This window comes from Pyrobaculum sp. (genome assembly GCF_049971835.1).
GTDB lineage: Archaea > Thermoproteota > Thermoprotei > Thermoproteales > Thermoproteaceae > Pyrobaculum.
On the sequence record NZ_JBMFKV010000008.1, the window covers coordinates 1 to 23,827 of the forward strand.

32 protein-coding genes and 2 pseudogenes are annotated in these 23,827 nt (G+C 58.8%); 20 read left to right on the forward strand and 14 right to left on the reverse strand.

The window, feature by feature from the left end; translation table 11 throughout:
• On the reverse strand, window positions 1-605 hold a 605-nt coding region (locus ACP5J3_RS01480), incomplete at its 3' end, for a hypothetical protein (RefSeq protein ID WP_428494031.1).
• A 96-nt stretch (window positions 606-701) separates the two neighbouring features.
• Between ACP5J3_RS01480 and ACP5J3_RS01485 the strand changes: the two genes are divergently transcribed.
• Entirely contained in the window at window positions 702-941 is a 240-nt protein-coding gene (locus tag ACP5J3_RS01485) for a TRAM domain-containing protein (RefSeq protein WP_148682817.1), read from the forward strand.
• Window positions 942-991: 50 nt separating this feature from the next.
• Here ACP5J3_RS01485 and ACP5J3_RS01490 read toward each other — a convergent pair whose 3' ends face one another.
• The 3 genes from ACP5J3_RS01490 to ACP5J3_RS01500 are packed head-to-tail and all read right to left on the reverse strand — an operon-like array spanning window position 992 to window position 3,652.
• Entirely contained in the window at window positions 992-2,116 is a 1,125-nt protein-coding gene (locus tag ACP5J3_RS01490; RefSeq protein ID WP_428494059.1) for a tryptophan--tRNA ligase, read from the reverse strand.
• A gap of 34 nt (window positions 2,117-2,150) precedes the next feature.
• Window positions 2,151-2,891 (reverse strand): DNA lyase, encoded by a 741-nt coding sequence (locus ACP5J3_RS01495; RefSeq protein WP_428494032.1) that lies wholly within the window; start codon window positions 2,889-2,891, stop codon window positions 2,151-2,153.
• A complete protein-coding gene (locus ACP5J3_RS01500) occupies window positions 2,888-3,652 on the reverse strand; it encodes a radical SAM protein (RefSeq protein WP_428494033.1) in 765 nt (254 codons plus the stop codon). Before ACP5J3_RS01500 ends, ACP5J3_RS01495 begins: the two co-directional genes overlap by 4 nt.
• Before the next feature lie 198 nt (window positions 3,653-3,850).
• Between ACP5J3_RS01500 and ACP5J3_RS01505 the strand changes: the two genes are divergently transcribed.
• Genes ACP5J3_RS01505 through ACP5J3_RS01575 form a run of 15 tightly spaced genes read left to right on the forward strand, consistent with a single transcriptional unit; the run spans window position 3,851 to window position 12,118 of the window.
• Window positions 3,851-4,126, forward strand: coding sequence for a 50S ribosomal protein L31e (locus ACP5J3_RS01505; protein WP_428494034.1), 276 nt, complete (start codon window positions 3,851-3,853; stop codon window positions 4,124-4,126).
• The gene (locus ACP5J3_RS01510; RefSeq protein WP_428494035.1) at window positions 4,123-4,788 is read left to right on the forward strand and encodes a translation initiation factor IF-6; all 666 of its coding nucleotides are present in this window, start codon (window positions 4,123-4,125) and stop codon (window positions 4,786-4,788) included. Before ACP5J3_RS01505 ends, ACP5J3_RS01510 begins: the two co-directional genes overlap by 4 nt.
• Before the next feature lie 30 nt (window positions 4,789-4,818).
• Window positions 4,819-5,055 (forward strand): 50S ribosomal protein L18Ae, encoded by a 237-nt coding sequence (gene rpl18a / locus ACP5J3_RS01515; protein WP_428494036.1) that lies wholly within the window; start codon window positions 4,819-4,821, stop codon window positions 5,053-5,055.
• A gap of 2 nt (window positions 5,056-5,057) precedes the next feature.
• A complete protein-coding gene (gene pfdA / locus ACP5J3_RS01520; RefSeq protein ID WP_428494037.1) occupies window positions 5,058-5,456 on the forward strand; it encodes a prefoldin subunit alpha in 399 nt (132 codons plus the stop codon).
• On the forward strand, window positions 5,456-6,373 hold the full coding sequence (ftsY, locus tag ACP5J3_RS01525) for a signal recognition particle-docking protein FtsY (RefSeq protein ID WP_428494038.1): 918 nt from the start codon (window positions 5,456-5,458) through the stop codon (window positions 6,371-6,373). Before pfdA ends, ftsY begins: the two co-directional genes overlap by 1 nt.
• A 29-nt stretch (window positions 6,374-6,402) precedes the next feature.
• Window positions 6,403-6,702 carry a hypothetical protein gene (locus ACP5J3_RS01530; RefSeq protein ID WP_428494039.1) on the forward strand — a complete coding sequence of 100 codons (300 nt, stop codon included), beginning with the start codon at window positions 6,403-6,405 and terminating at the stop codon, window positions 6,700-6,702.
• 1 nt (window position 6,703) lies between these two features.
• Complete coding sequence (locus tag ACP5J3_RS01535) at window positions 6,704-7,162, forward strand: transcription elongation factor Spt5 (RefSeq protein ID WP_428494040.1); 459 nt, start codon at window positions 6,704-6,706, stop codon at window positions 7,160-7,162.
• Window positions 7,163-7,204: 42 nt separating this feature from the next.
• Window positions 7,205-7,708 carry a 50S ribosomal protein L11 gene (locus tag ACP5J3_RS01540; RefSeq protein ID WP_428494041.1) on the forward strand — a complete coding sequence of 168 codons (504 nt, stop codon included), beginning with the start codon at window positions 7,205-7,207 and terminating at the stop codon, window positions 7,706-7,708.
• The gene (locus tag ACP5J3_RS01545; protein WP_428494042.1) at window positions 7,705-8,373 is read left to right on the forward strand and encodes a 50S ribosomal protein L1; all 669 of its coding nucleotides are present in this window, start codon (window positions 7,705-7,707) and stop codon (window positions 8,371-8,373) included. Before ACP5J3_RS01540 ends, ACP5J3_RS01545 begins: the two co-directional genes overlap by 4 nt.
• Window positions 8,374-8,422: 49 nt before the next feature.
• On the forward strand, window positions 8,423-9,457 hold the full coding sequence (locus ACP5J3_RS01550) for a 50S ribosomal protein L10 (protein WP_428494043.1): 1,035 nt from the start codon (window positions 8,423-8,425) through the stop codon (window positions 9,455-9,457).
• 21 nt (window positions 9,458-9,478) lie between these two features.
• Entirely contained in the window at window positions 9,479-10,426 is a 948-nt protein-coding gene (mvk, locus tag ACP5J3_RS01555; protein WP_428494044.1) for a mevalonate kinase, read from the forward strand.
• Window positions 10,423-10,665, forward strand: coding sequence for a hypothetical protein (locus tag ACP5J3_RS01560; protein ID WP_428494045.1), 243 nt, complete (start codon window positions 10,423-10,425; stop codon window positions 10,663-10,665). Before mvk ends, ACP5J3_RS01560 begins: the two co-directional genes overlap by 4 nt.
• Window positions 10,666-10,674: 9 nt before the next feature.
• Window positions 10,675-11,460, forward strand: a complete 786-nt coding sequence (gene udp, locus ACP5J3_RS01565) for a uridine phosphorylase (RefSeq protein ID WP_428494046.1) — start codon at window positions 10,675-10,677, stop codon at window positions 11,458-11,460.
• Window positions 11,432-11,668, forward strand: a complete 237-nt coding sequence (locus tag ACP5J3_RS01570) for a hypothetical protein (protein WP_428494047.1) — start codon at window positions 11,432-11,434, stop codon at window positions 11,666-11,668. Before udp ends, ACP5J3_RS01570 begins: the two co-directional genes overlap by 29 nt.
• Before the next feature lie 21 nt (window positions 11,669-11,689).
• A complete protein-coding gene (locus ACP5J3_RS01575) occupies window positions 11,690-12,118 on the forward strand; it encodes a RecB-family nuclease (RefSeq protein WP_428494048.1) in 429 nt (142 codons plus the stop codon).
• Window positions 12,119-12,125: 7 nt separating this feature from the next.
• Here ACP5J3_RS01575 and ACP5J3_RS01580 read toward each other — a convergent pair whose 3' ends face one another.
• The 7 genes and pseudogenes from ACP5J3_RS01580 to ACP5J3_RS01610 all read right to left on the reverse strand — a co-directional run bounded on the left by ACP5J3_RS01580 (window position 12,126) and on the right by ACP5J3_RS01610 (window position 19,512).
• Window positions 12,126-12,473 carry an Hsp20/alpha crystallin family protein gene (locus ACP5J3_RS01580; protein WP_014288690.1) on the reverse strand — a complete coding sequence of 116 codons (348 nt, stop codon included), beginning with the start codon at window positions 12,471-12,473 and terminating at the stop codon, window positions 12,126-12,128.
• Window positions 12,474-12,499: 26 nt separating this feature from the next.
• Window positions 12,500-13,390, reverse strand: coding sequence for an ABC transporter permease (locus ACP5J3_RS01585; protein WP_428494049.1), 891 nt, complete (start codon window positions 13,388-13,390; stop codon window positions 12,500-12,502).
• The gene (locus tag ACP5J3_RS01590) at window positions 13,387-14,394 is read right to left on the reverse strand and encodes an ABC transporter permease (protein WP_428494050.1); all 1,008 of its coding nucleotides are present in this window, start codon (window positions 14,392-14,394) and stop codon (window positions 13,387-13,389) included. Before ACP5J3_RS01590 ends, ACP5J3_RS01585 begins: the two co-directional genes overlap by 4 nt.
• A complete protein-coding gene (locus ACP5J3_RS01595; protein ID WP_428494051.1) occupies window positions 14,391-15,827 on the reverse strand; it encodes an ABC transporter ATP-binding protein in 1,437 nt (478 codons plus the stop codon). The genes ACP5J3_RS01590 and ACP5J3_RS01595 overlap by 4 nt, the downstream gene beginning before the upstream one ends.
• Window positions 15,827-17,086 (reverse strand): BMP family lipoprotein, encoded by a 1,260-nt coding sequence (locus tag ACP5J3_RS01600; RefSeq protein WP_428494052.1) that lies wholly within the window; start codon window positions 17,084-17,086, stop codon window positions 15,827-15,829. The genes ACP5J3_RS01595 and ACP5J3_RS01600 overlap by 1 nt, the downstream gene beginning before the upstream one ends.
• A 22-nt stretch (window positions 17,087-17,108) precedes the next feature.
• A complete protein-coding gene (locus ACP5J3_RS01605) occupies window positions 17,109-17,441 on the reverse strand; it encodes a hypothetical protein (protein WP_428494053.1) in 333 nt (110 codons plus the stop codon).
• A pseudogene (locus tag ACP5J3_RS01610) lies at window positions 17,425-19,512 on the reverse strand (penicillin acylase family protein). Before ACP5J3_RS01610 ends, ACP5J3_RS01605 begins: the two are co-directional and overlap by 17 nt.
• A gap of 117 nt (window positions 19,513-19,629) precedes the next feature.
• Between ACP5J3_RS01610 and ACP5J3_RS01615 the strand changes: the two are divergent.
• Window positions 19,630-19,938 carry a hypothetical protein gene (locus ACP5J3_RS01615; protein WP_428494054.1) on the forward strand — a complete coding sequence of 103 codons (309 nt, stop codon included), beginning with the start codon at window positions 19,630-19,632 and terminating at the stop codon, window positions 19,936-19,938.
• Window positions 19,938-20,237: a transcriptional regulator gene (locus ACP5J3_RS01620; RefSeq protein ID WP_428494055.1), complete on the forward strand. Its 300-nt coding sequence runs from the start codon at window positions 19,938-19,940 to the stop codon at window positions 20,235-20,237. Before ACP5J3_RS01615 ends, ACP5J3_RS01620 begins: the two co-directional genes overlap by 1 nt.
• Here the strand turns inward: ACP5J3_RS01620 and ACP5J3_RS01625 are convergent, their stop codons facing one another.
• Window positions 20,238-20,399 carry a 50S ribosomal protein L40e gene (locus tag ACP5J3_RS01625; protein WP_014288681.1) on the reverse strand — a complete coding sequence of 54 codons (162 nt, stop codon included), beginning with the start codon at window positions 20,397-20,399 and terminating at the stop codon, window positions 20,238-20,240.
• Window positions 20,400-20,516: 117 nt separating this feature from the next.
• On the opposite strand from ACP5J3_RS01625, the gene ACP5J3_RS01630 reads away from it, so the two are divergent.
• Window positions 20,517-22,448, forward strand: a complete 1,932-nt coding sequence (locus tag ACP5J3_RS01630; protein WP_428494056.1) for an ATP-binding protein — start codon at window positions 20,517-20,519, stop codon at window positions 22,446-22,448.
• On the opposite strand, the gene ACP5J3_RS01635 is transcribed toward ACP5J3_RS01630, so the two are convergent.
• Window positions 22,443-22,919 (reverse strand): Rab family GTPase, encoded by a 477-nt coding sequence (locus ACP5J3_RS01635; protein WP_428494057.1) that lies wholly within the window; start codon window positions 22,917-22,919, stop codon window positions 22,443-22,445. The two genes, ACP5J3_RS01630 and ACP5J3_RS01635, sit on opposite strands and share 6 nt — an antisense overlap.
• Window positions 22,920-23,024: 105 nt before the next feature.
• On the opposite strand from ACP5J3_RS01635, the gene ACP5J3_RS01640 reads away from it, so the two are divergent.
• On the forward strand, window positions 23,025-23,591 hold the full coding sequence (locus tag ACP5J3_RS01640) for a mechanosensitive ion channel domain-containing protein (RefSeq protein ID WP_428494058.1): 567 nt from the start codon (window positions 23,025-23,027) through the stop codon (window positions 23,589-23,591).
• Between the two features lie 11 nt (window positions 23,592-23,602).
• Here ACP5J3_RS01640 and ACP5J3_RS01645 read toward each other — a convergent pair.
• Window positions 23,603-23,827: pseudogene (locus ACP5J3_RS01645) on the reverse strand (hypothetical protein); the annotation flags it as partial.

Consider the following 23,827-nt stretch of genomic DNA (forward strand, 5'->3'; position numbering starts at 1 on the left):
AGCACTATGGGGCTCCCTGGGGCCGTTCTCACGACCTCCGTGCCTTGTTGCTCCATGTGCTCCTCCGCTAGCTCTGTCAAGCTTGCCGTCTTGTGTGCCCGGTCGTAGGTGAGGAGGCCTACCTCTGCCCCTAGTTTGAAGAGCACAGCCTCTACGACGTGTGGGTTGAAGGGCTTGGATACTGGGGCTTTGAGCCTGGGGTTGGCTAGCTTCAAGACGGGGAGGTATTTCCCGGTCACGCCTCTCATTTCGGCTCCGAGCTCCTCCGCAACGTCGTCTGGCCCCGCGGCGCCTCCCTTGGCGGCTAGGTATCTCAGCAGTATCCTCATGGGAGTCCACCTAGCCAGCCTCCTGGCTATTAGGCTGTAGCTATCAAGGCTACCCCGGGCCACCGCTCTTAGCTGGGCCGTGGGCCTCAGCGCGCCCCCCGGCGTCTTTAACACTAGTCCGAGGTGCCACAGCAAATCCGCAGTCCTCTTCTCACTCTTGGAGAGCTCCCCGCCGCTCATTATCTTCTGGGCGGTCTCCACGACGTCGCGTATGCTGGAGACCGCGGTGTTTCTGGCTTCGAGGTACGCCCTCAGCGCCTCGAAGTCAGTAAGCACGTTTCAAGGCCTTCAGCTGTTTTTATCTGTGCCCGGCCGCCCTCCGCCGTTTTTCTGTCTGTGCAAAGGTTTATATACCCATATTCATTGGCACAGATGGAACGAGGAACTAGAAGGGGTCCGCCCCGTGGGCGGCGTGGCCCGTCGGGGCCTAAACCGGTTAAGGAGGGTGATGTTGTTGAGGTTGAGATTGTGGAGAGGTCTAGGAGGGGCGATGGCGTGGCTAGGGTTGAGGGGTTTGTGGTGTTTGTGCCTGGCGCGGAGCCTGGCCAGAGGGTGAAGATCCAGATTGAGAAGGTTGGGGGGTCCTACGCGGTGGGGAAGATTGTTAGTTAGGCGCTGTTTTTTGCCGCGGCTGTCGCCGCGTTTTGTCTGGCGTCGCTGGGTTATCTGATTTTCTGGCTTAGTCTGTATTGGTCTACCTTCCCTCTGGCCTTCTCTCTCCTGTCTCTGTGTTCTTTTAGGAATTTGGCTATCTTCTCGTGGAGCTTCAGCTTGCACTCGCCGCATAGGAGGGCGCCGCTTCTGCAGTCTTGTCTAATCTTCTCCACGGAGGAGTCGTCTGGGTCGAATAGCATGTGGTAGTGGAAGACTGGGCATATGTCGGGGTTTCCGCCGTATTTCCGCTGCTCCTCGGCGGTTGGGCGGCCGCCCGTGTAGGCGTTCATGATTTTGCGCTTCACGGCCTTCTCGTCGTCTAGGGTGTATATGGCCGAGTCGGGGTTGGAGGCTGACATCTTGCTCTCCCCGGTGAGGGCCATGATGAATTTGGAGTAGAGGGTGGTGGGCTTTGGGTAGCCGAGGGTGTCGGCGATGTCGCGGGCGAGCCGGAAGTAGGGGTCTTGGTCGATTGCGCAGGGTATGAGGACGGGGGTTGCCTCTCTTCTGAGCTCCGTGGGGAGGAAGGCCACGGCGATTTGTAGAGAGGGGTAGAATATGAGGCCTATGTTGGTGGAGTCTGTGAAGCCGAAGGTGGCCTTCACCGTGCTCCACGTCAGCTTCTTCGCGACGCGCACCGCTATTGGGTAGAGCGGCTCTATGTCTTTTGTGTCTATTATTAGGTGGAGCTTGTCGGGGGTGAAGCCCAGCGCTATTACGTCGAGGGCGTTTTCGTATGCCCAGTTGGTGGCCTCTTCTAGCTTCATCTCGGGGTCGTCGTAGAACTTCTCGTCGTCTGTCATCTGGAAGTACACCTCTAGGTTGAATCTGTCTGAGAACCACTTTAGCAGTATCCACGGCACCATGTGGCCTATGTGCACCGGGCCGCTGGGGCCCCGCCCGGTGTAGAGCGCCCACGGCCTCCCCTCGCCGTGCCACTTTAGTATGAAGTCGAAGTCTCTGTGGGCGTAGAAGAAGCCCCGCCTGATTAGGGGGTGCACCTCCCCGGCGTACTTCTCCAGCAGGGCCACCTCGCCGCTTGTGAGGGGCTTGGCGCCGAAGTGTTTAAGAAGCTTGTCGTAGTCGACTCTGCCCCTGACCTCCCAGGGCGTTACTACAAACTCCTCCTCCACCCCATACACCGTGGGCTTCTTGACTGTTTATAAATTAAACCGCCGGTAGCGCCCCCTTGTCCGCCAGATAGGCCAGTGTTTGGACCCAGCCGGCGAGCCTGCCCAGCTTCGTCTGGGAGAGCCCTCTGAGGCACCTGTGGGCGATGGGGCACTCCCCGCATGTGTATCTCCTACAGTGTGCGGGGCTGGGCGTGGCGCCGGCTAGGCCGAGCCTCGGCGCGATTCTCATGTAGTGCTTGTCCACGGGGGCTGAGGTGGTGTCGCCGGTGAAGAGTAGGTACAGGTCGGCCACCTTCGGCCCCACCCCCCTTATCCTCAGCAACTCCCTCCTATCCCTGGGCCTCCCCGAGGCGAGGTAGTCCCGTATGGCGGCGGGTAGCCTCTGGAGCTGGTAGCTCCTCGCCACGGTGGGGGCTATCTCGGCCATCTCTCCGACGTCCTCGGTGGCTGTGAAGAGCTGTCTTGTCCACCTGAGGACGTTGGTGTGGTAGTTCGTGTTCTGGGTGAGGAAGGCGGCGACGAATATCAAATCTTCGTCGCCTGGCGATATGGATATGCCGACGCAGTCGCCGTATTTCTCGGCCAGCCGGTGGGCCACGTCGCGGAGGGGGCCGTCGGCCTCGTTTATATACCTCCACGGGCTGTACCACCGGCCGGATATATACAGGTCCTCCCACGCCCGCGTCCCCTTCTTCACGCCGAACTTCTTCACATAGTTCTCGTCTAGGAGGGTTAGGGTTAGGCTTGGGTAGAGGGTGAGCTGGAGGCAGTTCATATCATGAAGGCGGGGACTCCGCTGGGCGTCACGGCTCTGGTGGGGGTGAGCCCCCGGGCGGCCATTAGCTTCACCACGTGGGGGTACAAGATGACGTACTCCACGTCTAGGCAGCTCGGCAGTCTGGGGTCTATGTCCGCCAGGGCTCTCTCCAGCTCTTTTGCGGATTCTTCTGTGGAGAAGCCCAGCATGGCGGCTGGGTACACGTCGCGGCACGGCTCCATCCCGCTCTCCACGAGGTGGCGGAGGGCGTCCAGCTGTTTGTAGAAGTAGGACTCTGGTGAGGCTGTAATTTTTGCAAATTCCCGCGGCGTGGCCCCCTTTATGGAGACCCGCACCACGGCGTTGGGCCTCGCGGCTAGCTCCCTGGCGAGCGGCCTGTCTATCAAGGTGCCGTTTGTCTCCACGACGAAGACGTAGTGGGGTAGGTGGTCGACGGCGGCGAGGAGGTGTCTGGGCGCTATTAGGGGCTCCCCGCCGGATATCCTAACCTGCCGGTAGCCTCTGTCTCTGGCGATTTTATCCAGCCGCCTGGCCACGTCCCAGGGGGCCATCCAATCCCCCGCCGCGAGGACGTATGAGGTGTTGCGCCAGGCCCAGCACATCCCGCACCTCAAGTTGCACCCCACCACGTCTGCCGTGGCGATGCCTCCGTACCACCTATCTCCGCGGAAGCGCCTATAGCGCCTATACACCACGCCCCCCTCCTCCCTCACCGCGAACCTAAGGACCAGCTGGTGTAGCTTCTCCGGGTCGATCACATTGTATCTTGGGCAGTGGGTTTATCTTCTTTACTTTGCTTGAAAAAGTTACGAAGAAAAGTATAATAAGAAGGGGCGAGATTTGCTTGTGTATAAGTTGCGCCCTCCTAAGATGGATGAGGAGGTCCGTAAGGCTAAGTCTAAGAAGCCGGAGCTGTACTGGGGCTAAATTTAATAACTATGTTTTTTCCGCGTTCCGTGTCTGAGGAGAAGAAGGTAGAGGTCTCGCGGGAGTATGTAATCAACTTGCGGAGGGCTTATGAGGTGTCTAGGAGCAAGAGGGCGAAGTACGCCGTGGGTTTAATAAGGAGGTTCGTGGCTAGGCACTTGAAGGTGGAGCCGCGGGCGGTGAAGATCGGCCAGTTGCTCAACGCCGCGCTCTGGTCGCGTAGTATTGAGAAGCCGCCGAGGAGAGTCCGCGTCGTGGTGGAGAAGTACAGCGACGGGACTGTGAAGGTTGAGCTTAAGGAATGACCTTCGACGTAGCTCCCCTTAGAATTTTTGGAACCTCCTCCGTGGGGGTGTTCATAACTACAAACAACTCCGTCACCATAATCCCGCCGGACGCCCCGGAGAAGATAGACGACGTGGTCCGCAACACCCTCGGCACCTCCGTGGCTAGGTTTACCGTGGCTAGGTCTCCCCTTCTTGGGATCTTCACGGTGCTGAACGACAACGGGGTGCTCCTGCCCCCTCTAGTGCTGGAGGAGGAGGTTAAGCTCTTCAAGTCCCTGGGCCTAAATGTGGAGATCGTAAACACTAAGTACACGGCCATCTCCAACCTAGTGCTCGCGGGGAATAGGGTGGCGCTTGTGTCGCCTCTTCTAGAGCCCGGCGCGCGGAGGGCGGTGGCCGACGTGCTGGGCGTGGAGGTTGTGGTGGACACAATTGCGGGGAACCCCCTGGTGGGGGCGCTGGCTGTTTTGAACTCCCGCGGCGTGTTGGTGGCTCCCGAGGCCACAGACGACGACTTGAAGAAGCTTTCTGAGTACTTCAAGGCGAGGGTAGACGTGGGCACTGTGAACAAGGGGAGGAGCTTCCTCCGCGGCGGCGTAGTGGTGAACGACAGGGGGGCCTTGGTGGGGGACGAGACCGCCGGCCCCGAGTTGATGAGGCTACAGCAGGTGCTGGGCTAAACTTTTTAAGTTGCCTATAGACTCGCCGCTATGCCCAAGATTTACAGAGTCGTTGGCGAGACCACCACCGGTATGAAATTCAGACTCGAGGTTGTCGGCGAGAAGCCGTACGACGCCGTGGAGAAGGCCTACTCCCTGATAGGTAGCAGGCACAAATTGTCAAGGACGCAGATTAGGATCAAGGAGGTGTCTGTCATACCTCCCGAGGAGGCGCGGTCTGAGGACGTCAAGATTTTGATGAATATTGACAAGGTAATTAGGTACTAAACATGTCTCGGCAGGATGTCCAGAGGCTTCTGGAGGAGTACCAGGTGGTGGGGGAGCTCCTCGCCAGCCTCCAGGCGCAGCACTCGACTGTGGTGGAGCTTCTTGAGGAGCTCACCACGGCTCTAGACGGGGTGAGGCTTTTGAAGAGCGGGGATGGGGAGAGGCTTGTGCACATCGGCGCCGGGCTGTTCGCCAGGGGCGTCTTCGAGGTTAAGGAGGTGTTGATCCCCCTCGGCGCGAGGTACCACGCCTTTCTCGATTTGGACAACGCCGAGAGGATTCTCAACGAGAGGATTGAGGAGTATTCCAGGCTGAAGGCGTCTCTTGAAGAGAATATCGAGAGGCTCGCGGCGAGGGCGGCCCAGCTTAGGCAGGCGCTGGAGAGCCTCGGGATTAGGTAATGTTTGACAAGCTTAAGAAGACTTTTGCTAAATTCGTCGAGTCTGTATTAAGCGCAGTCAAAGAGGACGCCCTTGACGCGAAGGAAGTGGAGAGGCTCGTCGACGACTTGTACATCGACCTGGTGGAGAGCGACGTGGCGGTGGAGGTGGCAGACGCGGTGTCGGAGGAGCTTAAGAAGAGGCTTGTGGGGGTGAAGGTGCCGAGATTCGGCGACAGGGACAAGGTGGTGAAGAAGGCGGTCTTCGACGCCCTCCTCGGCGTGTTGAGCGACGTCCCAGACGTGGACTTCTACCAAGACGCCAGGAGGGTGATGGAGGGCGCGAGGCCTGTGGTGGTGATGTTCCTCGGCCCAAACGGCTATGGGAAGACCACCACCTTGGCGAAGCTCGCCTTCAAACTTCAGGAAATGGGCTACAAAGTCGTGGCGGCGGCTGCCGACACCTTCAGAGCCGGGGCGAGGGAGCAGTTGGAGGAACACGGCAGGCGCGTGGGGTTTAGGGTCGTCGGGGGGCCCTACGGCGCGGACCCCGCCTCAGTCGCCTTCGACGCGGTTCAGCACGCCAGGTCTAGGGGGGTTCACTTCGTGCTTATAGACACGGCGGGGCGTATGCACACCGACGCCAACCTCATGCAGGAGTTGAGCAAAATCCAGCGGGTCGCCGAGCCGCACTACTCTGTCTTCGTCTTCGACGCGCAGTTGGGAAACGAGGCGCTTGAAATCGCCAGGTACTACTCTAAATATGTAAAGATAGATGGCATGATAGCCACGAAGGTGGACGCCTACCCCAAGGGAGGCTCAATATTGACGTTTCTCTACACTTTGAAACGCCCAGTCTACTTCCTGGGGGTTGGCCAGACCTACCGGGATCTAGTCCCCTTCTCTAAGCAGGATTACATTGGGCAGCTGGTGGCCTAAAACTTTTATAGAGGCTTTAGAATTGATGCGTGGCGTCGCTACAGGAAAAGCTGGAGAACCTCTGGCGCGACATCAAGTGGGTGGTGTCCACAGCCAGCAAGCCTGACGACGACGAGTTTAAGCTCACTGCCAGGTTTTTAATACTCCTGGCGTTTATAGCCGGGGCGTTCCAGATAGTATTCCACATAGCTGGGGTGTATCTCAAAAGCGCCGTGGCGAGGTCGACGATCCCCACCCTGGGCGATCCCGTGAAGGAAACAATAGCGGCGTTGACATCTATAGGCGTCATTTTGGCGGCTTTGCTCTACCTAATGGCTAAGCTGAGGTGATATGGCACAGGAGAGGTGCCCGGTGTATACAATAAGCGTTGTGTCGCGGCAAGAGTACAACGTTGTAATTGTGTTGAGGATGCGCGCAGAGTCAGCTAAGATCCCCATCTACTCAATTGTGGTGCCTCCGGAGTCCTTCGGGGTCTTGTTCATGGAGGGAGAGTCCCTCCCAGCAGTCAACCGCGCGGTGTACGGCGTGAAGCACGTCAAGGGCGTGATGAGGGGGGTCACCAACGTGGATGAGGTCATGAAGATCTTGAAGCCTGCCAAGCCGGCTGTGGAGATAGATGTCAACGACGAGGTGGAGATAACTGCCGACGTGTTGAAGGGAAGCAGGGGGAGGGTCACATTTATAGATAAGGAGAAGGGCATTGTCCGCGTGGAGCTTCTAGACAGCGCCTTCCCAATGCCCCTTGACCTGAAGATCACCGAGGTTAAGCTAGTGAAGAAGGGTCAGTAGGTGGAGCGGTAAAACTTTTATATCAAGCCCTTTACTGGGGCGATGTCTAAGCGCGTCATAGCCGTGCCTCTGCAGGGCGGAAAGGTAGCCGTCAACCCCCAGTTTCAAGACGCCCTTAAGCAGGCGGGGCTCGACCCCAACGCCGTCGTGCAGAGAGTGCAGGAGGAGTTGAAAAAGGTGGGGAAGTACCCAGTGCAGAAGGTGGAGGTGGAGGTTTCCTCGCCCGCTAGGTACGAGGTTAAGGTCAGCCTGCCCCCCATAGGCGACTTGTTTCTTAAGCTTTTTGGGAAGGACACCGGGGCCCACGACCCAAGGAACGAGGTTATTGGCAACATATCGTTTGAGCAGCTGGTAGAGATAGCGCTGTTGAAGAAAGACGAGCTTAAGTCCAAGTCTTTGAAGTCGGCGGTAAAGCAGTTGCTCAGCACCTGCAAGGCCATGGGCGTAAGCGTGGACGGGAAGCGGGCCGACGAGGTGATGAAGGACGTGGAGGGGGGTAAGTACGACGAAATTTTAAATAAGTTTGAGAAACAGTGGCGGCAATGAGCGCCGTAATAAACAAGGAGGCTCTCCTGGCTAAGATCGCCGAGGCGTTGAAGAGGGGCAGACGGAGGCGTTTTAAACAGAGCGTGGAGCTTATAGTCGTCTTGAGGGGGGTTGATTTAAACAAGCCTGAGAACCGTATTAATTTACTCGTCGAGCTTCCCCACCCGCCTAAGCCTAATAAAATCGCAGCGTTTGCCCACGGCGCATTTGAGGTAAATGCCCGAAACGCAGGTGTCGACGCCGTCATCACCAGGGACCAGGTGGAGGGCCTCTCTGGAAACAAGAGAGCTATTAGAAAGCTGGCGAAGCAGTACGACTTCTTCATAGCGCCGCCCGACTTAATGCCGCTTCTCGGCAGAGTGGTAGGCCCCATCTTCGGCCCCCGCGGCAAGATGCCGGAGGTGGTGCCGCCGAATGTAGAGGTCAAGGCCGTTGTGGAGAGGCTGAAGCGGGCAGTTAGGGTGAGGCTTAGAAACGAGCCTGTTATCAAGGTGAGGATAGGGTCAGAGGCCCAGGACCCCAAGGAGATTCTAGACAACGCCCTGGCGGTGCTTGAGGAAGTGAATAGGAGGTTCCCCCTGAGGCAGTACCTAGACGACATATATATCAAAAAGACGATGGGGCCGCCTGTCAAGATAAGAGCCGCCGAGGCTTTAGTCAAGTAGGGACTCCTCCTCCACTCAAATTTAAATAACTCACAAACTCCACGACTTGATGCTTGCTATAAGCAAGAGGGCGTACGCCAGGTCGAGGCCCTACCCGCAGAGTAAGGTTAGGATCGTAAACGAGGCTGTTGAGCTGTTGAGAAAATACCCGTACGTGTTCCTCTTTGATCTCCACGGTCTCTCGTCGAGGGTTTTGAATGAGTATAGGTACAGGCTGAGGCCCTACGGCGCTGTGAAGATAATTAAGCCTACCCTGTTCAAGATAGCGTTTGCCAAGGTCTTCGGCGGCGTGCCTGCGGAGGTGGCGGAGAGGGTGAGAGGCGAGGTGGGGTTCTTCTTTACCGAGGCTAACCCTGCGGAGGTAATTAAGATTGTGGCTGAGAACAGCGTGAGGAGGGCGGCGCAACCGGGAGACAAAGCTCCCTTTGACATCGTGGTGCCGGCTGGGCCTACCAACGCCTCCCCCGGCCCCATTATTTCGAAATTCGGTAAGCTGAAGATCCCCACAAGGGTGCAGGAGGGCAAGATCTGGATAGCTAAGGACACCGTGGTGGCCAAGGCTGGCCAGGAGATAACGCCGGAGATGGCGGAGGTGTTGAGAGTAGTGGGCATCGAGCCTATTTTTGAACAGCTGAGGCTTCTGGGGGTGATCTGGAGGGGGCAGAGGTACGTGGACATCTCCGAGCTGGTTATAGACGTGGCTAAATACAGGGAGCTCTTCAAGACCGCGGCGATCTACGCGAGGAACCTCGCGCTTAACGTGGTGTACCCGACGAGGGAGGTGTTGCAAGTGGTGCTGCCGGCCGCCCACATGAGGGCGGTGGCGCTGGCGGCGAGGCTGGGTGTTGTGACTAGAGAGACGTTGCCCATGTTGCTCAGCAGGGCTGTGGCCGAGGCTAACGCCTTAGCCGCGGCCGTCGCCGGCAGGGCCCCGGAGCTGGGGATCTCCGTGGCGGCGCCTCAGCCAACCGCCCAGCCGCAGGCCGCGCAGCCGACGGAGGCCCCCAAGGAGGAGGCTGTGGAGGAGAAGAGGGAGGGTCCCAGTGAAGAGGAAATAGCCGGGTCGCTGGCGTCGCTTTTTTAAACCACTCAGCTACTTCGTCCTGTGTCTGTTAGGATTTTTGCCCCGGGTGTTGTAAAGCTTTTTGGAGAACACGCGGTGGTCTACGGCAAGCCAGCCATATCAGCCACCATAGACAAAGGAGTCTACATCGAGTGCCAGATAGGGGGCGAGCTCGTGGTGGAGACGCTGGGGCCGCCCGCCGTGTTGAGGTACAGACCTGGAGAGGGGCGTGCGGAGGCTGTGGGGGTGGAGAAGTTCCTCTCATACGTCAAAACAGCTCTTAGAATTGCAGAGGAGAGGTGGGGGAGGCTAGCCGCTAAGTTTTCGATAAGGAGCGATCTGCCGCCCAGCGTGGGGGCGGCCACGTCGGCTGCGGTGTCTGTCGGGTTGCTGAAGGCGTATTCCCACTGCGCCGGCGTCGAGGTGAGCGCCGAGGAGCTGGCGAAGCTGGGACACAGAGTGGAGCTCGAGGTCCAGGGAATAGCCTCCCCCATGGATACGGCCACGGTCTCCCTCGGCGGGGTTCTGAAGATATGGGCCAACCCCTTCCGCGTCGAGAGGCTAAACGTGGACCTCCCCCCGTTCTACATGGTGATACTCCCCCGCTTCGGCACCACGGGGGAGATCGTCAGAGATGTTAAGTCGTTGTTGGAGCGGCGGCGCTCTGCATTTTCAGTGATTGACGCCATTGGAAGCGTTGTTGAAGAGGCGGAGGGGTGTCTGGCGAGGGGGGACTTGGGATGCGTCGGCGAGCTCATGGAGATAGATAACTGGCTACTAGGCGCCTTGGGTGTCATCGACGGCAGGGTGGTGACCCTTCTCGAGAGGTTGAGGCCGTTTATCTACGGAGGTAAGATAAGCGGCGCGGGCCGCGGCGGCGTTGTGTTGATTCTGCCCCGGGAGGGGGATGCGGTGGAGAAGATGCTGACCGCCTGGGGCCACCCCTACTACAAAGTTTCTATCTACCGCGGAGGCGCCGCCGCTGTATGATCCAAGTCCTCGGCCTCATAGGCCTGTTGCTGATAGCCGCCGCCTGGGCTGTGAACATAGCGAGAAGGGGGCCGCCTCCGCCGCTTGACTTAACTTTGTTGTACTTCTCCGGCAGCGTGGCCCTTACTATATACGCCGCGGTGCTGGGCGACGCGGTATTCACGATATTAAACGCGTTGTCAAGCGTCTTGTCTTTTATCAACCTGGTTAGGGCGCTACGTATTAAAACACCGGGTTGAGCCACTGTCATGGCCCAGAGGCCGGTGGTCGGCGGCAAGGCGTATCACATCTTAGTCGCGCCGGGGGAGGTTCCGCGCTACGTGTTGCTACCCGGCGACCCCGGGCGGGTGCCGCTGATAGCGCGGCACTGGGAGGAGGCTAGAGAGGTGGCTAGGAACAGAGAGTTCGTCACGTGGGTCGGCAGGTACAAGGGCGTCCAGATAGCGGCGACGTCTACGGGCATCGGCTCGGGCTCCACAGCCATCGCCGTTGAGGAGCTCCTCCAGGCCGGGGCGGACACCTTTATTAGAGTGGGGACCACGGGGGCGCTGAGGCGGGAGGTGAAGCTGGGCGACCTTGTAATAGGCGTGGCGGCGGTGAGGTGGGACGGAGCCTCTAGGTGGTACGCCCCGCCGGAGTACCCGGCGGTGGCCCACTGGAGGGTGGTGTCCGCCCTTGTCGCCGCCGCGGAGGCGCTGGGGGTTAGGTACCACGTCGGCATAGTAGCCTCCACTGACTCGTTCTACGTAGGCCAGGAGAGGCCGGGCCACGGGGGGTTCCTCCCGCCGTGGGCCCGGGGGCTGATAGACACTTTGAGGAGCCTCGGGGTGGTTTCATTTGAGATGGAGTCCGCCACCATCTTTACCCTCTCGTCGATCTACGGCGCCAGGGCGGGGGGCGTCTACGCGGCGATTGCCAACCGCGAGACAGACGAGTTCGCCCCCGAGGTAGGCGTGGAGGACGCCATTAGGGTGGCCAACGAGGCGGTGAGGATCCTTGCCGAGTATGATAGTCAAGGTAGTGCGCGTCCGTGACGTGGCTATTATAGATATGGAGCTGGAGCCCTGCGCAGATGTGTTTACGTTTAGGATCGAGGGGCGGGAGATCCAGCTGTGCGGAAAGACGGTTGTGCTGTCGGAGCCTCTTGAGGAGTTTAGAAAGGGCCTCCTCGTGCTGGTGAAGACGCCCTTCTTCGTGGAGTGTGAGGGAGGCAACTGCGTGGCGGCCAGGGTTAATTTATAAATTGGGCTCATCGTAGCCGCCATGGAGCTGGTTGTCGCGGTTTACAACATAAGCTCCGTCCCCAAGATGCTGGAGCTTGCGAAGATCACATACGGCTTCGGAGTTAGGCGGTTCGCGCTTATTAAAGTCTTCGGCGCGGCGGCTCAGCAGATCGGGGACCTCTTCAAGCTGGCGTTTAAGATGGGGGGCGAGGTCCTGGTTTTCAACGACGTAAAAGACGCGGTGGAGGTGCTGAGGCCTGACGTCATCTACGCCCTGGGTAGGCCGGACAGAGATACCAAGCCGGTCGAAAGGGCAGACGGCAGGGTGATGCTACTGGTACACGGCTCAGACCTCGTCTTCTCCCCCCGGGAGCTACCGCCCAACGCCGTCTTAAGCCACGCCGTCGAGAAGGACATCGGCTCCGCTGGGCAGTTGGCAGTAGCGCTTTACAAACTCCTTGGGGGGTAGGCAAAAATCAGCCCCTTACTGGTATCCTGATCTCCTCCTCTTTCACCTTCCTGGCTGTGATGGTCAAGACGCCGTTTCTATACAGCGCCGAGATTGAGCTGGGATCTATCTTCACGGGAAGGCGGATGTGCCTAGAGTATTTCCTATCCCCCCTAGCGCCCTCCGCCCTCAGAGCTGTGCCGTCTTTAGTCACTGAGAGCGATATGTCGCTGGGCTCCAGCCCCGGCATGTCGATTTCAATTCTCACCTCGTCCCCCTCCTCCACCAGTCTGTAGTCCCTCTTCTCCTTGAGCTCCTCCACCATTTTCTGTAGAGATTTAGAAATCTCCTCCATTGCCTTTTTGAACTCCTCCATGGATATACCAACTCTCCACTTTATAATTATTCTCTCCTAAACGGCTTCCCCACCGCCCTCGGCGGCCTGGCGCGGCCAATTACGCCGGCTACTATGAGGAGGGTGGCTATGTATGGTATCATCCTCGTTATTTCGTACCTGGCGACCCCCGCCGTCTGTAGCCAGTAAGAGAGGGCGTCAAAGAAGCCAAATATGTAGGCGCCCGCCACCGCGAGGGCTGGGTTCCAGTTGGCGAAAACAACGTTGGCCAGCGCGATGAAGCCCCTGCCGGCGGATATCTCCTTGGTGACTACAGAGAGGTAGGCAATGCTGAGATACGCCCCCGCGAGCGCCGCGAGGGAGGAGCCTACGACGGTGGCTAGGAGCCTTACCCTGTTGACGTCTACGCCTATGTTAAACGCCGACTCTGGATCCTCGCCGCATGCCCTGATGACGACCCCCAGCCTAGACCTGAACAGCACATACCACATAAAGCCAGCGAGGACCAGGGCGAAGGCGGCGAGCGCCAGGGGGTCGGCCTTCGCCCAGTCAGGCACCTGTTTATACCCGGCCACGCCCCAGTAGGCCTGTATTCCGTAAGCCACGGCGCCTGCGGCGAAGAGGTTTATGGCCACCCCGCTGATTATCTGATCGCCGGCCAGGTAGGTGGATATGTAGCCGTGTACGAGGCCCACCGCCATGCCGACTAGCGCGGCGGCTAGGAAAGCCGCAAGCGGCCAGAGGGGATCTGGCAACTGTACCCCAAGTCTGTAGTGTAGGTAGTCTACGAAGAGCGGACCTGAGAAGGCGCCTAGCAACATGAGCCCCTCCAGCCCGATGTTGACGACGCCGCTCCTCTCCATCAAGATCTCCCCCAGCGACGCCAGGAGAATCGGCACGGCGGCTAGGAGGGCCTGCATTAGTATTAGGTCGATCACGGCCTCCTCAAAACCTGCACTGCGAGGAGCAGTATGATGAGGCCCTGCACCACCCTCACAAACTCGAAAGGCGTCCCCGCCTCAATCTGCATGTGTCGCGCCCCCTCCTGCATAACGCCGAGGAATATCGAGGCCAGCACCACGCCGAGGGGGTGCCCCCTGCCCAGCATCGCTGCGGTGATGCCGTCGAAGCCTATGCCGTATACATTGGCGAGGTTTCTCATTAAGCTGTAGGACGGCGGCCTCGCCACCACCTGCAACACGCCGGCTAGGCCGGCTGTCAGCGCCCCCAGGGCGAAGGCGGCGAGCACAGCCCGCTCTGGCTTTATGCCGTACGACCTCGCGGCGGTTGGATTCAACCCGCTGACAGATATCCTGTACCCCCACACGCTGTACTTCAGAAATATGTACATCAGCGAGGCCACTATATACGCCACAGGCACCGCCACTGTGAAGTCGGTGCCCGGAATCAAGGGGGTGAGCCTCGCGGCCTCCGGCGTCTTTACAGACTCCTCGGGCTGGAGGGGGTTGGCGAACGCTGTCGAGACCGCCATGATGACGGTCCAGTAGGCGACCCAGTTCATCATTATCGTGCTCACCACCTCGTTGACGCCGCGCCACATCTTCAACACGGCGGGCACGGCCGACCACAACACGGCGAGGGCTAGGCCAATGGCGAAGGCGAGCGGCAGAGCCGCCAAGCTCCTCGCGAAGTAAGCGGCGATCACCGCCCCCAGGGCGCCCATGTAGACCTGCCCCTCGGCCCCTATGTTGAAGAGCCCCGCCTTGAGCCCAAGGGCGAAGGTCAGCCCGGTGAGGACTATGGGCGCCGAGAACGCAAGAGCCGAGAGGAGGTAGACCCTGTCCGAGAGGGGGGTGACGAGCATGGAGTAGTAGGAGGAGGCCGGGTCGTAGCCCGAGGCCAACATAAGCACGGCGCCTATCACAAACGCCAGGGCCAACGCGGCGATTATGTTGAGGACGGAAAGCGTCTGGATCTTCATAGCCCAGCCATCTTCCGGCCCACCACGTCGACAGTCATCTCATCCACAGGCCCCACTGCCACCACCTTGCCTCTATACATCACGGCTATGGTGTCGGCTAGCTTATACGCCTCGTCTAGGTCGCTCGTCACGAGGAGGACGCCGGCGCCCCCGTTCCTCGCCTTGATTAACAACTGCTGGACATACTCGGTGGTCGCGACGTCGAGCCCCCTCGTGGGTTGGTGCGCTATGATGAGCCTAGCCCCCCTGCTCAGCTCCCTACCCACCACCAGCTTCTGCTGGTTGCCACCTGAGAGGTGCCTCGCCACCGCCCACGGGCCCGGCGCCACGATTCCAAACTCCTCAATTAGCTTAGCGGTGAAGCGGCTGGCCGCGCTCCACGAGATTAAGCCGCGCCGCGCGAACTCCCCCTCCCTCCCCAACACGGCGTTCTCCACCAGCGGCCTTTCGAGAAGCATGGCCTTCCTCTGTCTGTCGTCGGGTATGTAGGCGTACCCGCCGTGGATCTTCACAACGCCCTTGTGCCTCCTCACGCCCACGATAGCCTCCACCAAATGCTCCTGCCCGTTGCCCTCCACCCCCACCACGGCCAGAATCTCCCTCTCCCTAACCACTAGGTTCACCCCCTGAACCACAGCCCTGCCGCCCTCGTACACCCACAGATCCGCGACCTCTAGAACAGGCCTCTCCCCCGGCCGCCCGACGCGGCTGACGGCCTCCACCCTCAACTCGCCCACTATAGCCTCCACAAGCCTCTTCGGGTCGTAGGGCGGCGTAAACTCCGCCACCTTAACCCCCCTCCTCAACACCACCACCCTATCCGCAATTTCAAGCACCTCCGGGATTTTGTGGGTGATATAGACCACAGACTTGCCCCGCTCCCTAAGCCTCTTCACCACCTGGAAGAGCGACTTCACCTCTGGAGGCGACAGCACGGTGGTGGGCTCGTCGAGTATCAACAAGTCGGCCCCCCAGTACAGGGCCTTCACTATCTCAACCCTCTGCCTAACCCCCAGAGGCAGCTCCTCCACATCCCTGTCCCACTCGACGTCGAAACCCAGCTCCTCCGCAATCTTCACAGCCCTCTGCCTAACCTCTGCAGATATGGGCCTCAGACCGGCGCCCTCGGCGAGCGCTATGTTTTCAATAGCGGTGAGGCCCGGTATTAGGGAGAGATGCTGGTGCACCATGGCGATACCAGCCCTCTGCGCATCCCTGGCGTTTCTAAACCTCACCCTCCTCCCCTCTATGTATATCTCCCCCGAGGTGGGGCGGTAGACGCCGGCCAGTATCTTCATAAGAGTGGTCTTCCCCGCGCCGTTCTCGCCCAGGAGGGCCAGCACCTCGCCAGGCGAAATATCGAGAGAAACCCCACGAAGGGCGTGGGTGCCGTCTGAAAAAACTTTGTGTATTTCCCTTAGAGAGGCCTTCATCAGCTGACGGCGCCTAGGCCGAGCTCCTTCCTGAGCTGAGCCACCTGGTCCTGCGTCGTGGGAAGCGGCACGGCGACCTTGCCGTTAATGATGTCTTGCTTTAGCTGATCCACAGCCTCCCAAACCCACGTGGGTATCTTAGACCTCATCTCCTTCACGGCGGCGATGATCTTATCGGCGTCCGCCTGCTTGACGGCCCCGGCCCTCACGCCTATCTGTATAAACTGGTTAAGGTCGTCGAGCGTGCTCACCGAGATGCCGCCCTCCTTAAGCCCCAGCTCCAACACGCCGCCTTTGAACTTACCCTCGACGGCCATCTTCGCCGCTGTGTAGACGCCCACGTCGACGCGCTTCATCATCGACGCCAGTATAAAGCCGGGCTTCAGGTAGTCCTGATCCGCGTCGACGCCGATGGCGAACGGCGGCCCCATCGACCTCCCAGCCCTCTTGCCAGCCTCGGCCACCGCCTCAAAGACGCCTAGCCCCGTGGCGCCGGCGGCTTGGTAAATCACGCAGACGCCTTGGGCCAGCATCACCTCGGCGGCCTGCTTGCCCTTAGCTGGGTCGTTGAAGGAGCCGGTGTATATGTAGAGGATGTCGAACTTGGCGTCTTTTCCAAACTTCTGCTTAATGTAGCGCTCCGCCCACCTAACGCCGTAGGCGTAGCCGATTTCAAACTTCCAGAGGACCGGTATCTCCATACCCAGCACAATACCCACCTTGCTACAGTTGTAGTGGTAAGCCGTGAGGGCTGCCAAGGCCCCCACTAGGGCGGAGCCCTCGTTTTCTCTGTACAAGACAGACATGACGTTGGGCCTGTCCGGTATGTAGCCGTCGATTATTGCAAATTTGGCGTCGGGGAACTCATTGGACACCGACTTCACCGCGTCAGTCATCAAGAAGCCCACGGCGACGATTATAGTGGCGTCGCCGGATTTGGCGGCTGCGCGTAGATTAGGCACGTAGTCGTCCTGAGTTCTGCTCTGCACCTCCTTCAAGCCAAGCCCAAAAGTCTCGGCGGCTCTGGACGCCCCGAGGTAGGCCATGTCGTTAAAAGAGAGGTCCCCCCTTCCGCCTATATCGTATATAACATATATAGCGCCCTTGGGCGCTTGCTTAGTCGTGGTAGTGGGGGTTGTTGTTTGTGTAGGCGCGGGGGAGGTTTGTTGCGGGGGCGGCGGAGCTTGAAACGCAACCAAGGCCCCGACTACCGCCAACACCACCACTGCCGCTATTACTGCCAAAAGTTTAGTGTTCATAATTTCTGCTTTTCGCGTATTTTTATCTATTCCTAGGCCGTAGTAAGTGCCCAGCCACTGCCCCAACCGTGAAAAACAATAGCCAAAACACGGCCCACAAACCAACGAAGAGCGGGAATATTGAAAAGAAGCGTGTTAGCCTAGCCACGTCCACAGCAGCGTAGTAGACCAGCACGAGACCTATTGGGATGAGGGCGGCCAGCGGCGCTAGAACAACCCCGCGGCGCCTCTCTGTGAAGTAGCCGTAAACAACGCCCCCTATGAAGGGCAACAACGCCGCGTTTAACACATGCCAAGGCGACGCCGCGCCGAGCAACGGAATTAGGAGACCTATGTACCTAACCCACCTTGACATACTCCCCCCTAACCCACGGCATGTACATCGCGTCGTAAAGCGGGCTTAGGGGATCTCCGTCCGGACCCCCCGGCAACATCATATACACCCCAGAGCCAAAAGCCACTATAAACCTAACGCTTGGGCCGTGAGCCACGTTGAACCCAGGCGCCACGTTTACCGTGAACCAGTCGCCAGGCGCCTCCACCCTCTTGTAGTTAAGCCCCGGAAAGGCAGAGCCCAGCAGATGGGAGATGGCGTACTTGTGCACCGAGCCCCAGGGGGTATTTACCTTCAACGCCTCCTCCGCCGCCTTCTCCACAACCGACCTGTCAATAAGCCCCTTCTTGATGGAGGCCATGGTCACCTCAAAAGGCACAAAGGTGGTGGATATGTTAAACCTCTCCCACGCAAGTTTCTGCAGGTTGTATAGAAACGCGGCGTATCTAGACGCCGTTGTGGAACCTGGAGACATCTCGCAACTCCACCTACTCAACTCGTCCAGAAGCCTCCTCCCGCTATCCCCTCCGTAGAGCTCAAGCAACTGCTTCACATCTCTACACGAGATATCCACAACATCCCGCTGGATGTCCATCACGTCCTCCACAGTAATCTTGCCGCGGGCCAGCTTCTGGGCGATGAGCTCCATAATCCTGTCGTGTCTATAGCGGTCTGCCCACCTCCACTGTAGGTAGATATTGGCGTCTGCCACCTTGTTATTTGCAGTGGCTAGGTAGGGCGGGTTTATGTAGTTGAGGACCGAGGGGAGTCAGACATACCTCGTCCACTCCCCCTCGCCCCTCGACCCGTTGAAGGGCAGGTAGCCGCCTTCTCTAATGGGGTAGTAGCCGCTGGCGAAGTACGCAACCACGCCGTATCTATCTGCATATACGGTGTTTTGGCTAGGCGTTACGAAGTACCTAAGCCCGTTTAGAAACTCGGTGAGGTTCCTAGCCCTATCCATGTAGTAAAGCGCAAGGGCCTCGAGAGTCACGTTGTTGCCAAGCCAGCGCATGGCGTACCTCTGCCCCCTAAACTCAATCACGGGGCCGTGCACAGTCTCCAGAACCTCGACAGTCTTCTCGACACATTTATTGTCGAGGTCGCATATCCTGAACCTCTCCACACGTTTGTCGGCCTCGATCCACGCGCCCTTGTAGAGGTACTTGGTGCCGTTCCACACGTAGTAGTAGTAGTCAATCACGTCGACTCCTGTGTTGGTGAAGCCCCACGCCACGTAGCCATTAGTCCCAATCACCACAACCGGCGTTCCGGGGAAGGCGACTCCCATCACCGTGTAGTCAGGCGTCTCGACCCGTTGAAAAATCCATGTAGGCGGGGCGGTGAGCGAGAGGTGGGGGTCGTTAGCCAATATCGGCCTGCCCGTGGCGGTTAAGTTAGGCGAGATGATCCAATTGTTGCTACCCAGCTCAATAGCCGGGGAAAACGTCGCCTTGCGAGGCAGAATAGGCGTGTTCAACTCCCTGGCGAGGGCTATATCCAAAAACTGGGGCCCCAAGGCGTCGACCAGAACTTTAAGCTGTAGATCGTCCTCGCCGCCGCTTAGAGACCACGCAACGAGCTTATTCACTGCGAAGGTATCAACAGGCCTCCACGGCTCGGGCCTCTTCCCCAGGATTAAGTACTCGACAATCGGAGGATTCGCGGCTAGGTAGTCGTTAACCCCCCTGACGTACTCCTCCACAAGCGCGGCGTATTGAGGGTAGTTCCGCTTAATGTACTCCCACGTCTTCTCAGCAGATATGTACAACCCCCTCGTTCTGAAATAGATATCGGTGTCAAGAGCCGCCCCTCCCACCAGCTCCGACAGCCGGCCCTCCGCCACCCTCCTCATGACGTCCATCTGGAAGAAGCGGTAGTAGGCGTGGGCGTAGCCCAGCTTATAGAAGGCCTCCCTCTCGTCGGCGGCTTTAATCACCAAGGCGTAGTTCTCAAGAGGCGCCGGCGGTGCCGGACGCGCCACAGCCTTGAGCGGGCCTTGAAAGGGGTCTGCAAACCTCAGCAGTGAGGGAGGCATAAGAAAAACAACAAGAAAAACCAAGACGATAGCAGCCACCCCTACCCACCTCATAAATATTTAACGCCAGGAGTTTTTAAGAATTGGTGACGAGGCTTACAAGGCCTGAGTCGGTGAGGAGGGCTGAGCTGCTGAGCCCAATTTATTTAAATGGGTGAGTTAGGGATGTCCATGAACTACAGCGTAGAACACGCACGGGTTAAGGAGGCAGTAGAGAAGGCCCAGTGCTCCGGCGCCTCTCCGCTGGAGCTTGTAAATTGTATAGAGGCCCAGCTCAAGGCCGCGGGCTACGCCCCCACAGCCACCCAGCTGCTGGACGCCAACGTCGACCCGGCGGAGAAGCCGGAGTATGCTAGGTTCATAAGAATAGAGGCCCGGCGGGCGGGCGACAGTAATACCCACGTCTTCACCTTCGCCGTCTTGAAGCCTGGCGGGGTGTATAAAGCCCTCTGGCTCCAGTCCGCCGTTATTGAAAAGTAATGGAGACGGTCAGGGAGAGGCTGGTCAAGGCCCTCATCGAGAGCAGAGAGCCGCTGACCGTAAACCAGCTACAGATCCTAGTCAACACAGAGCTGAAGCCCAGCGAGCTCTACGACGAGCTCGAGCACGTCAAGAAGACGCTGAAGAGGTTGGGGTACCGGCTGGAGGTGGTGCCGGCGGTCTGCAGAAACTGCGGGTACGAATTTAGAGACAGGGAGAGGCTCAAGAAGCCGAGCCGATGTCCCCGTTGCAAAAGCGAGAGGATAGAGCCCCCCAGGTTCTACGTCGAGCCCCTATAGCTACTTCTTCTTAAACTTCTTCGGCCGCAGGTTGCGGGAGCGGCAGCGGCGGCACTTCTCCGCGTCTGGTGGATTCCTCGCCCCGCACTCTCTACAGATTTTGTACTGGAAGCGGTGCTTCATCACTATGGCGAGCTTCTCGGGATCTAGGGTAATGGGCATGGTAGGGGGAAATAGGTGAGTTTATATAGCTTTCCCCCGCCGCCTCGCAACGAGACGCCGCCGGGCGGTTGCGTGTCTCTAGGTGACACGTATTTATAGCTACAGGGGGGCTCGCATGTGTCTACCTCTCTCCTAGGCATCGCCAAGGAGGGCGAGGATTTTTTCGTAATCAACATCACAGAGAACTACAAGGCCAGGCTTGTGCGCTGGTTCGGCGATCTGGAGAACCGCATTGCCGCCAGCTTGAAGGCGGGGAACTCCATAGCGCTTGTGGGGCCACACGGCACCGGCAAATCTGTGCTGGCTAGGTACATCGCAGCCCGCTTCGTGGGCGAGTACTACGCAGTGATTGACCTAGGCGTAGACGTGGTGACCTTCGACAGCTTGCTCGAAATGCTCCACGAGGTCCCCAACGCCCTGGGCTTCTACGACCCCCTCGGCATATCTTTCTACGACAACCCCCTGGTGCCCAGGGGGGAGCTGGCGACTCAGTGGATACACAAGTGTAGATATGTGGTGGACCGGGCGATGTATCTAAACACGAGAGACATCCCCACCTTGCTCGTCCTGCCCCGCGACGTCCTCCACTTCTCGCCATGCAGAGACCTAGTGGAGAAAAACATGAGAGTCCTAGACATAGCCGAGTACCTCAAACACGTCGAGCTGAGACGTGCGCTGGAGGAGGTATTTCTATCGCACTCGTCGGCGCTCGGCTGCAGAAAGGCAGACCCCCAGCCCTACGTGGATTATATATTGACGAGACACGGCGACTTAAGCGGCGTCTACGCCCTCGCCGCATACGGCGGGAGGCTCTACGCGCGGCAGAGGTGCGCACCCTACCAGCCAGAGGCGCTTTACAAAAAAGCTATGGAAGAGCTCTCAAAGGTGTACTACGGCCTGTACCGCGAGCTGTTTTTCCCCACCTGCAGAGAGGCGAGGATTCTGGCGGTGCCGCTCACGCTGAGCTTGGAAAACGAACACCTCCCCGTCGAGGTGGCCTACCCCCTCGCAAATGTTGACCACGTAGCGAGGAGGCTCTCAATACTGGGCAAGATGGGGACGGCGGCAGACGCCTTGCTGAGAGAGGAGATATTGGAGGAACTCAGAGATCTGTACAGCCCCAGGGAGGAACTCATCCACGCAGTTAGGTGGTCCGTCGCCCCCAAGGAAAGCGTGGTGAGAGAAGCCCTCAGGCAGGCGGTAGGCGCAGATCCGTGCATGACGCCTATGGGAAACCCTGTCCAGAAGCTCAGGACGGTCTACAGAGGCCTCCTCGTCCTGCGCCCAGATATTATTCTACAAATAGCGAGGGCAATCGCGTCGATAGCCCTGGGCACCGGGGAGCACTGCAACGGAGAGGCTGGGCCCTACCTGTGCTACAACGGCGCCACGCCCCGCGTAGTTATAGAAGCCATCGGCACAGGCCCCGGGAGGAGGGTAACGCTGGAGCTCCCAGCAATCCAAGCCGTCCGGTGCGACGACGAGGACACAGACATCTTGGCGAAGCTAGCCTTAACAGACGCACGGAGGGTGCCCGCGGCCTGCCTAGAGAAATTCGTCGACATATTCTACACCCATGCGCCACGGCGAAAAGACGGCGTGGAGATCTTCTACAAACTCTACAGAGACTACCTAGAGGTAGCCGCTGAGAGAGGCACGCCGCACACACTTAGGAAGCTAGCCATGGCACACTTCCTCGGAACCCCGCCTAGAGACTCAATACCCATACTAGCCAGGATCGTCGACACAGCGCTGGAATTCGGCGACTACAAAACTGCAGAAGCCGCCATCGCAGCCGCCGCGGCGCTCGACCCCGATGCCGCGGCCAGACTCGTGCCGAACTGCGACTGCCCCTACCTAAGGATATCCGCGCTCTACCACGTCGCGAAAAAAATGGCGGAGGCCGGAAGGAGCCAGGAGGCACTCAACCTGCTAAACCTCGCCCTGGACGAGTTAGAAAGACGAGACCCAAGGTACGAATACACGCCGCAGTTCACGAGGCAGATAGAGCTACTCTACAAACAAGCGTCTCTCGAAACCCTCCTATAGAATAATCTTCAGCAACTGCCTCGGGTCGTCCTTCAGCGCCGATATGTAGTAAATCTCCTGGGCCCCAAGCGATCCCGCGATCTCGTCAGCCTCCACCTGGACCCCAAACTCGCGGGCGAGGTCCATCTTATTCCCAACAATGGCCAGCCTCTTAAACGGCTTAATCCCCCTATCCAGCAGGCCGCTGTGGATCTCCACCAGAGATCTAAGGGTGTGGTAATCCAACACGTCGTACATATACACCGCCTTGTCCACATAGAAGCTCCACATACGGGCAAAGTTTTGAACCACCTCAAAGACGTACTGCCCCGGCACGTCTATAAGGTTAATCTCCTTGTCGGCGACGTAGATTCTGTAAATCCCGGGCCTAAGCGTCACCGTAGGCCTAATAGACAGCCCCATCAGCCTATACGCAAACGTCGTCTTCCCCACCCCACCCACCCCAAGCAACACAACTATGTGACGAGCCACGGCATGAGACCGACCCACAGTTATAAATGTATAGAATAATACGAGAGGCAATGTCTAAGTTAAACTTCACCGTTATATTTAAAAACCGTCGCATTTGCCCCCCGCATGAACCCGGTAGGAGCGCTGGCGGTGTGGATAGTACTGTTCGTAGTAGTAATGGCCGCGGTGCAGTTCGCCTTTAGCTACGCCGCCGGGATCTACCCACCAGTGAAAGACTACAAGCCCTACGTCGACATACTCTTATCGCTGTTCTTCGGCTGGCAGATTGTAAAAGCCTTCGCAGACATAATCGCCCTCCCAGTCGCCAAGAAGCAGGGGGAGACCGCCGCCAAGGCCGTCTCCAACCTCATAAAGATCATCGGCATCGGCGCCCTGGTCGCCGCGATAGCCGGCGCCGTCTCCGGCGGGCCGGCGGCGGCGGCCCTCGGAGGCTTCATAGGCCTAGTCATCGGCTTCGCCACCCAGCAGGTTCTAGGCCAGGCTGTGGCGGGCACCTTCCTCCTACTCGCCAGGCCCTTTAAGATAGGCGACAAGATAGTCGGCGCGGGCCAGGAAGGCGTAGTCGAGGACATAAACGCCATGTTTACAGTCATCAGAGACGCCGAGGGCAACAAGATACTAGTCCCCAACAACAAGCTAGTCGGCGACATACTAAAAATAAAGAAGTCGTAAACCCCCCTTTTTCAGCCCCTCTCTATCCAGATCTCCACCTCCCAGTTATCCCTCGGCACAACCACAGCCAGCGCAGGCCTAAGCCCCAGCTTCCCCAACACCCACTGCCTCTTCTGCAGAAGCAACCTCTTCTTCCTCAGCTTATTTTCGTGGGGAGACGCCGTGGTCTTAACCTCCACGTGGTACACCTCCTCCCCCTCCACCACCAGGAAATCCACCTCCCTAAGCGTCTCCAC

Excerpts from the sequence above, each read along its gene's own strand:
- ACP5J3_RS01485 (WP_148682817.1), top strand. The coding sequence starts at position 702 with ATGGAACGAGGAACTAGAAGGGGTCCGCCCCGTGGGCGGCGTGGCCCG.
- ACP5J3_RS01495 (WP_428494032.1), bottom strand. The coding sequence starts at position 2,891 with ATGAACTGCCTCCAGCTCACCCTCTACCCAAGCCTAACCCTAACCCTC.
- ACP5J3_RS01510 (WP_428494035.1), top strand. The coding sequence starts at position 4,123 with ATGACCTTCGACGTAGCTCCCCTTAGAATTTTTGGAACCTCCTCCGTG.
- rpl18a (WP_428494036.1), top strand. The coding sequence starts at position 4,819 with ATGCCCAAGATTTACAGAGTCGTTGGCGAGACCACCACCGGTATGAAA.
- pfdA (WP_428494037.1), top strand. The coding sequence starts at position 5,058 with ATGTCTCGGCAGGATGTCCAGAGGCTTCTGGAGGAGTACCAGGTGGTG.
- ftsY (WP_428494038.1), top strand. The coding sequence starts at position 5,456 with ATGTTTGACAAGCTTAAGAAGACTTTTGCTAAATTCGTCGAGTCTGTA.
- ACP5J3_RS01535 (WP_428494040.1), top strand. The coding sequence starts at position 6,704 with ATGGCACAGGAGAGGTGCCCGGTGTATACAATAAGCGTTGTGTCGCGG.
- ACP5J3_RS01540 (WP_428494041.1), top strand. The coding sequence starts at position 7,205 with ATGTCTAAGCGCGTCATAGCCGTGCCTCTGCAGGGCGGAAAGGTAGCC.
- ACP5J3_RS01545 (WP_428494042.1), top strand. The coding sequence starts at position 7,705 with ATGAGCGCCGTAATAAACAAGGAGGCTCTCCTGGCTAAGATCGCCGAG.
- ACP5J3_RS01550 (WP_428494043.1), top strand. The coding sequence starts at position 8,423 with ATGCTTGCTATAAGCAAGAGGGCGTACGCCAGGTCGAGGCCCTACCCG.
- ACP5J3_RS01560 (WP_428494045.1), top strand. The coding sequence starts at position 10,423 with ATGATCCAAGTCCTCGGCCTCATAGGCCTGTTGCTGATAGCCGCCGCC.
- udp (WP_428494046.1), top strand. The coding sequence starts at position 10,675 with ATGGCCCAGAGGCCGGTGGTCGGCGGCAAGGCGTATCACATCTTAGTC.
- ACP5J3_RS01570 (WP_428494047.1), top strand. The coding sequence starts at position 11,432 with ATGATAGTCAAGGTAGTGCGCGTCCGTGACGTGGCTATTATAGATATG.
- ACP5J3_RS01575 (WP_428494048.1), top strand. The coding sequence starts at position 11,690 with ATGGAGCTGGTTGTCGCGGTTTACAACATAAGCTCCGTCCCCAAGATG.
- ACP5J3_RS01580 (WP_014288690.1), bottom strand. The coding sequence starts at position 12,473 with ATGGAGGAGTTCAAAAAGGCAATGGAGGAGATTTCTAAATCTCTACAG.
- ACP5J3_RS01590 (WP_428494050.1), bottom strand. The coding sequence starts at position 14,394 with ATGAAGATCCAGACGCTTTCCGTCCTCAACATAATCGCCGCGTTGGCC.
- ACP5J3_RS01595 (WP_428494051.1), bottom strand. The coding sequence starts at position 15,827 with ATGAAGGCCTCTCTAAGGGAAATACACAAAGTTTTTTCAGACGGCACC.
- ACP5J3_RS01600 (WP_428494052.1), bottom strand. The coding sequence starts at position 17,086 with ATGAACACTAAACTTTTGGCAGTAATAGCGGCAGTGGTGGTGTTGGCG.
- ACP5J3_RS01605 (WP_428494053.1), bottom strand. The coding sequence starts at position 17,441 with ATGTCAAGGTGGGTTAGGTACATAGGTCTCCTAATTCCGTTGCTCGGC.
- ACP5J3_RS01615 (WP_428494054.1), top strand. The coding sequence starts at position 19,630 with ATGAACTACAGCGTAGAACACGCACGGGTTAAGGAGGCAGTAGAGAAG.
- ACP5J3_RS01620 (WP_428494055.1), top strand. The coding sequence starts at position 19,938 with ATGGAGACGGTCAGGGAGAGGCTGGTCAAGGCCCTCATCGAGAGCAGA.
- ACP5J3_RS01625 (WP_014288681.1), bottom strand. The coding sequence starts at position 20,399 with ATGCCCATTACCCTAGATCCCGAGAAGCTCGCCATAGTGATGAAGCAC.
- ACP5J3_RS01640 (WP_428494058.1), top strand. The coding sequence starts at position 23,025 with ATGAACCCGGTAGGAGCGCTGGCGGTGTGGATAGTACTGTTCGTAGTA.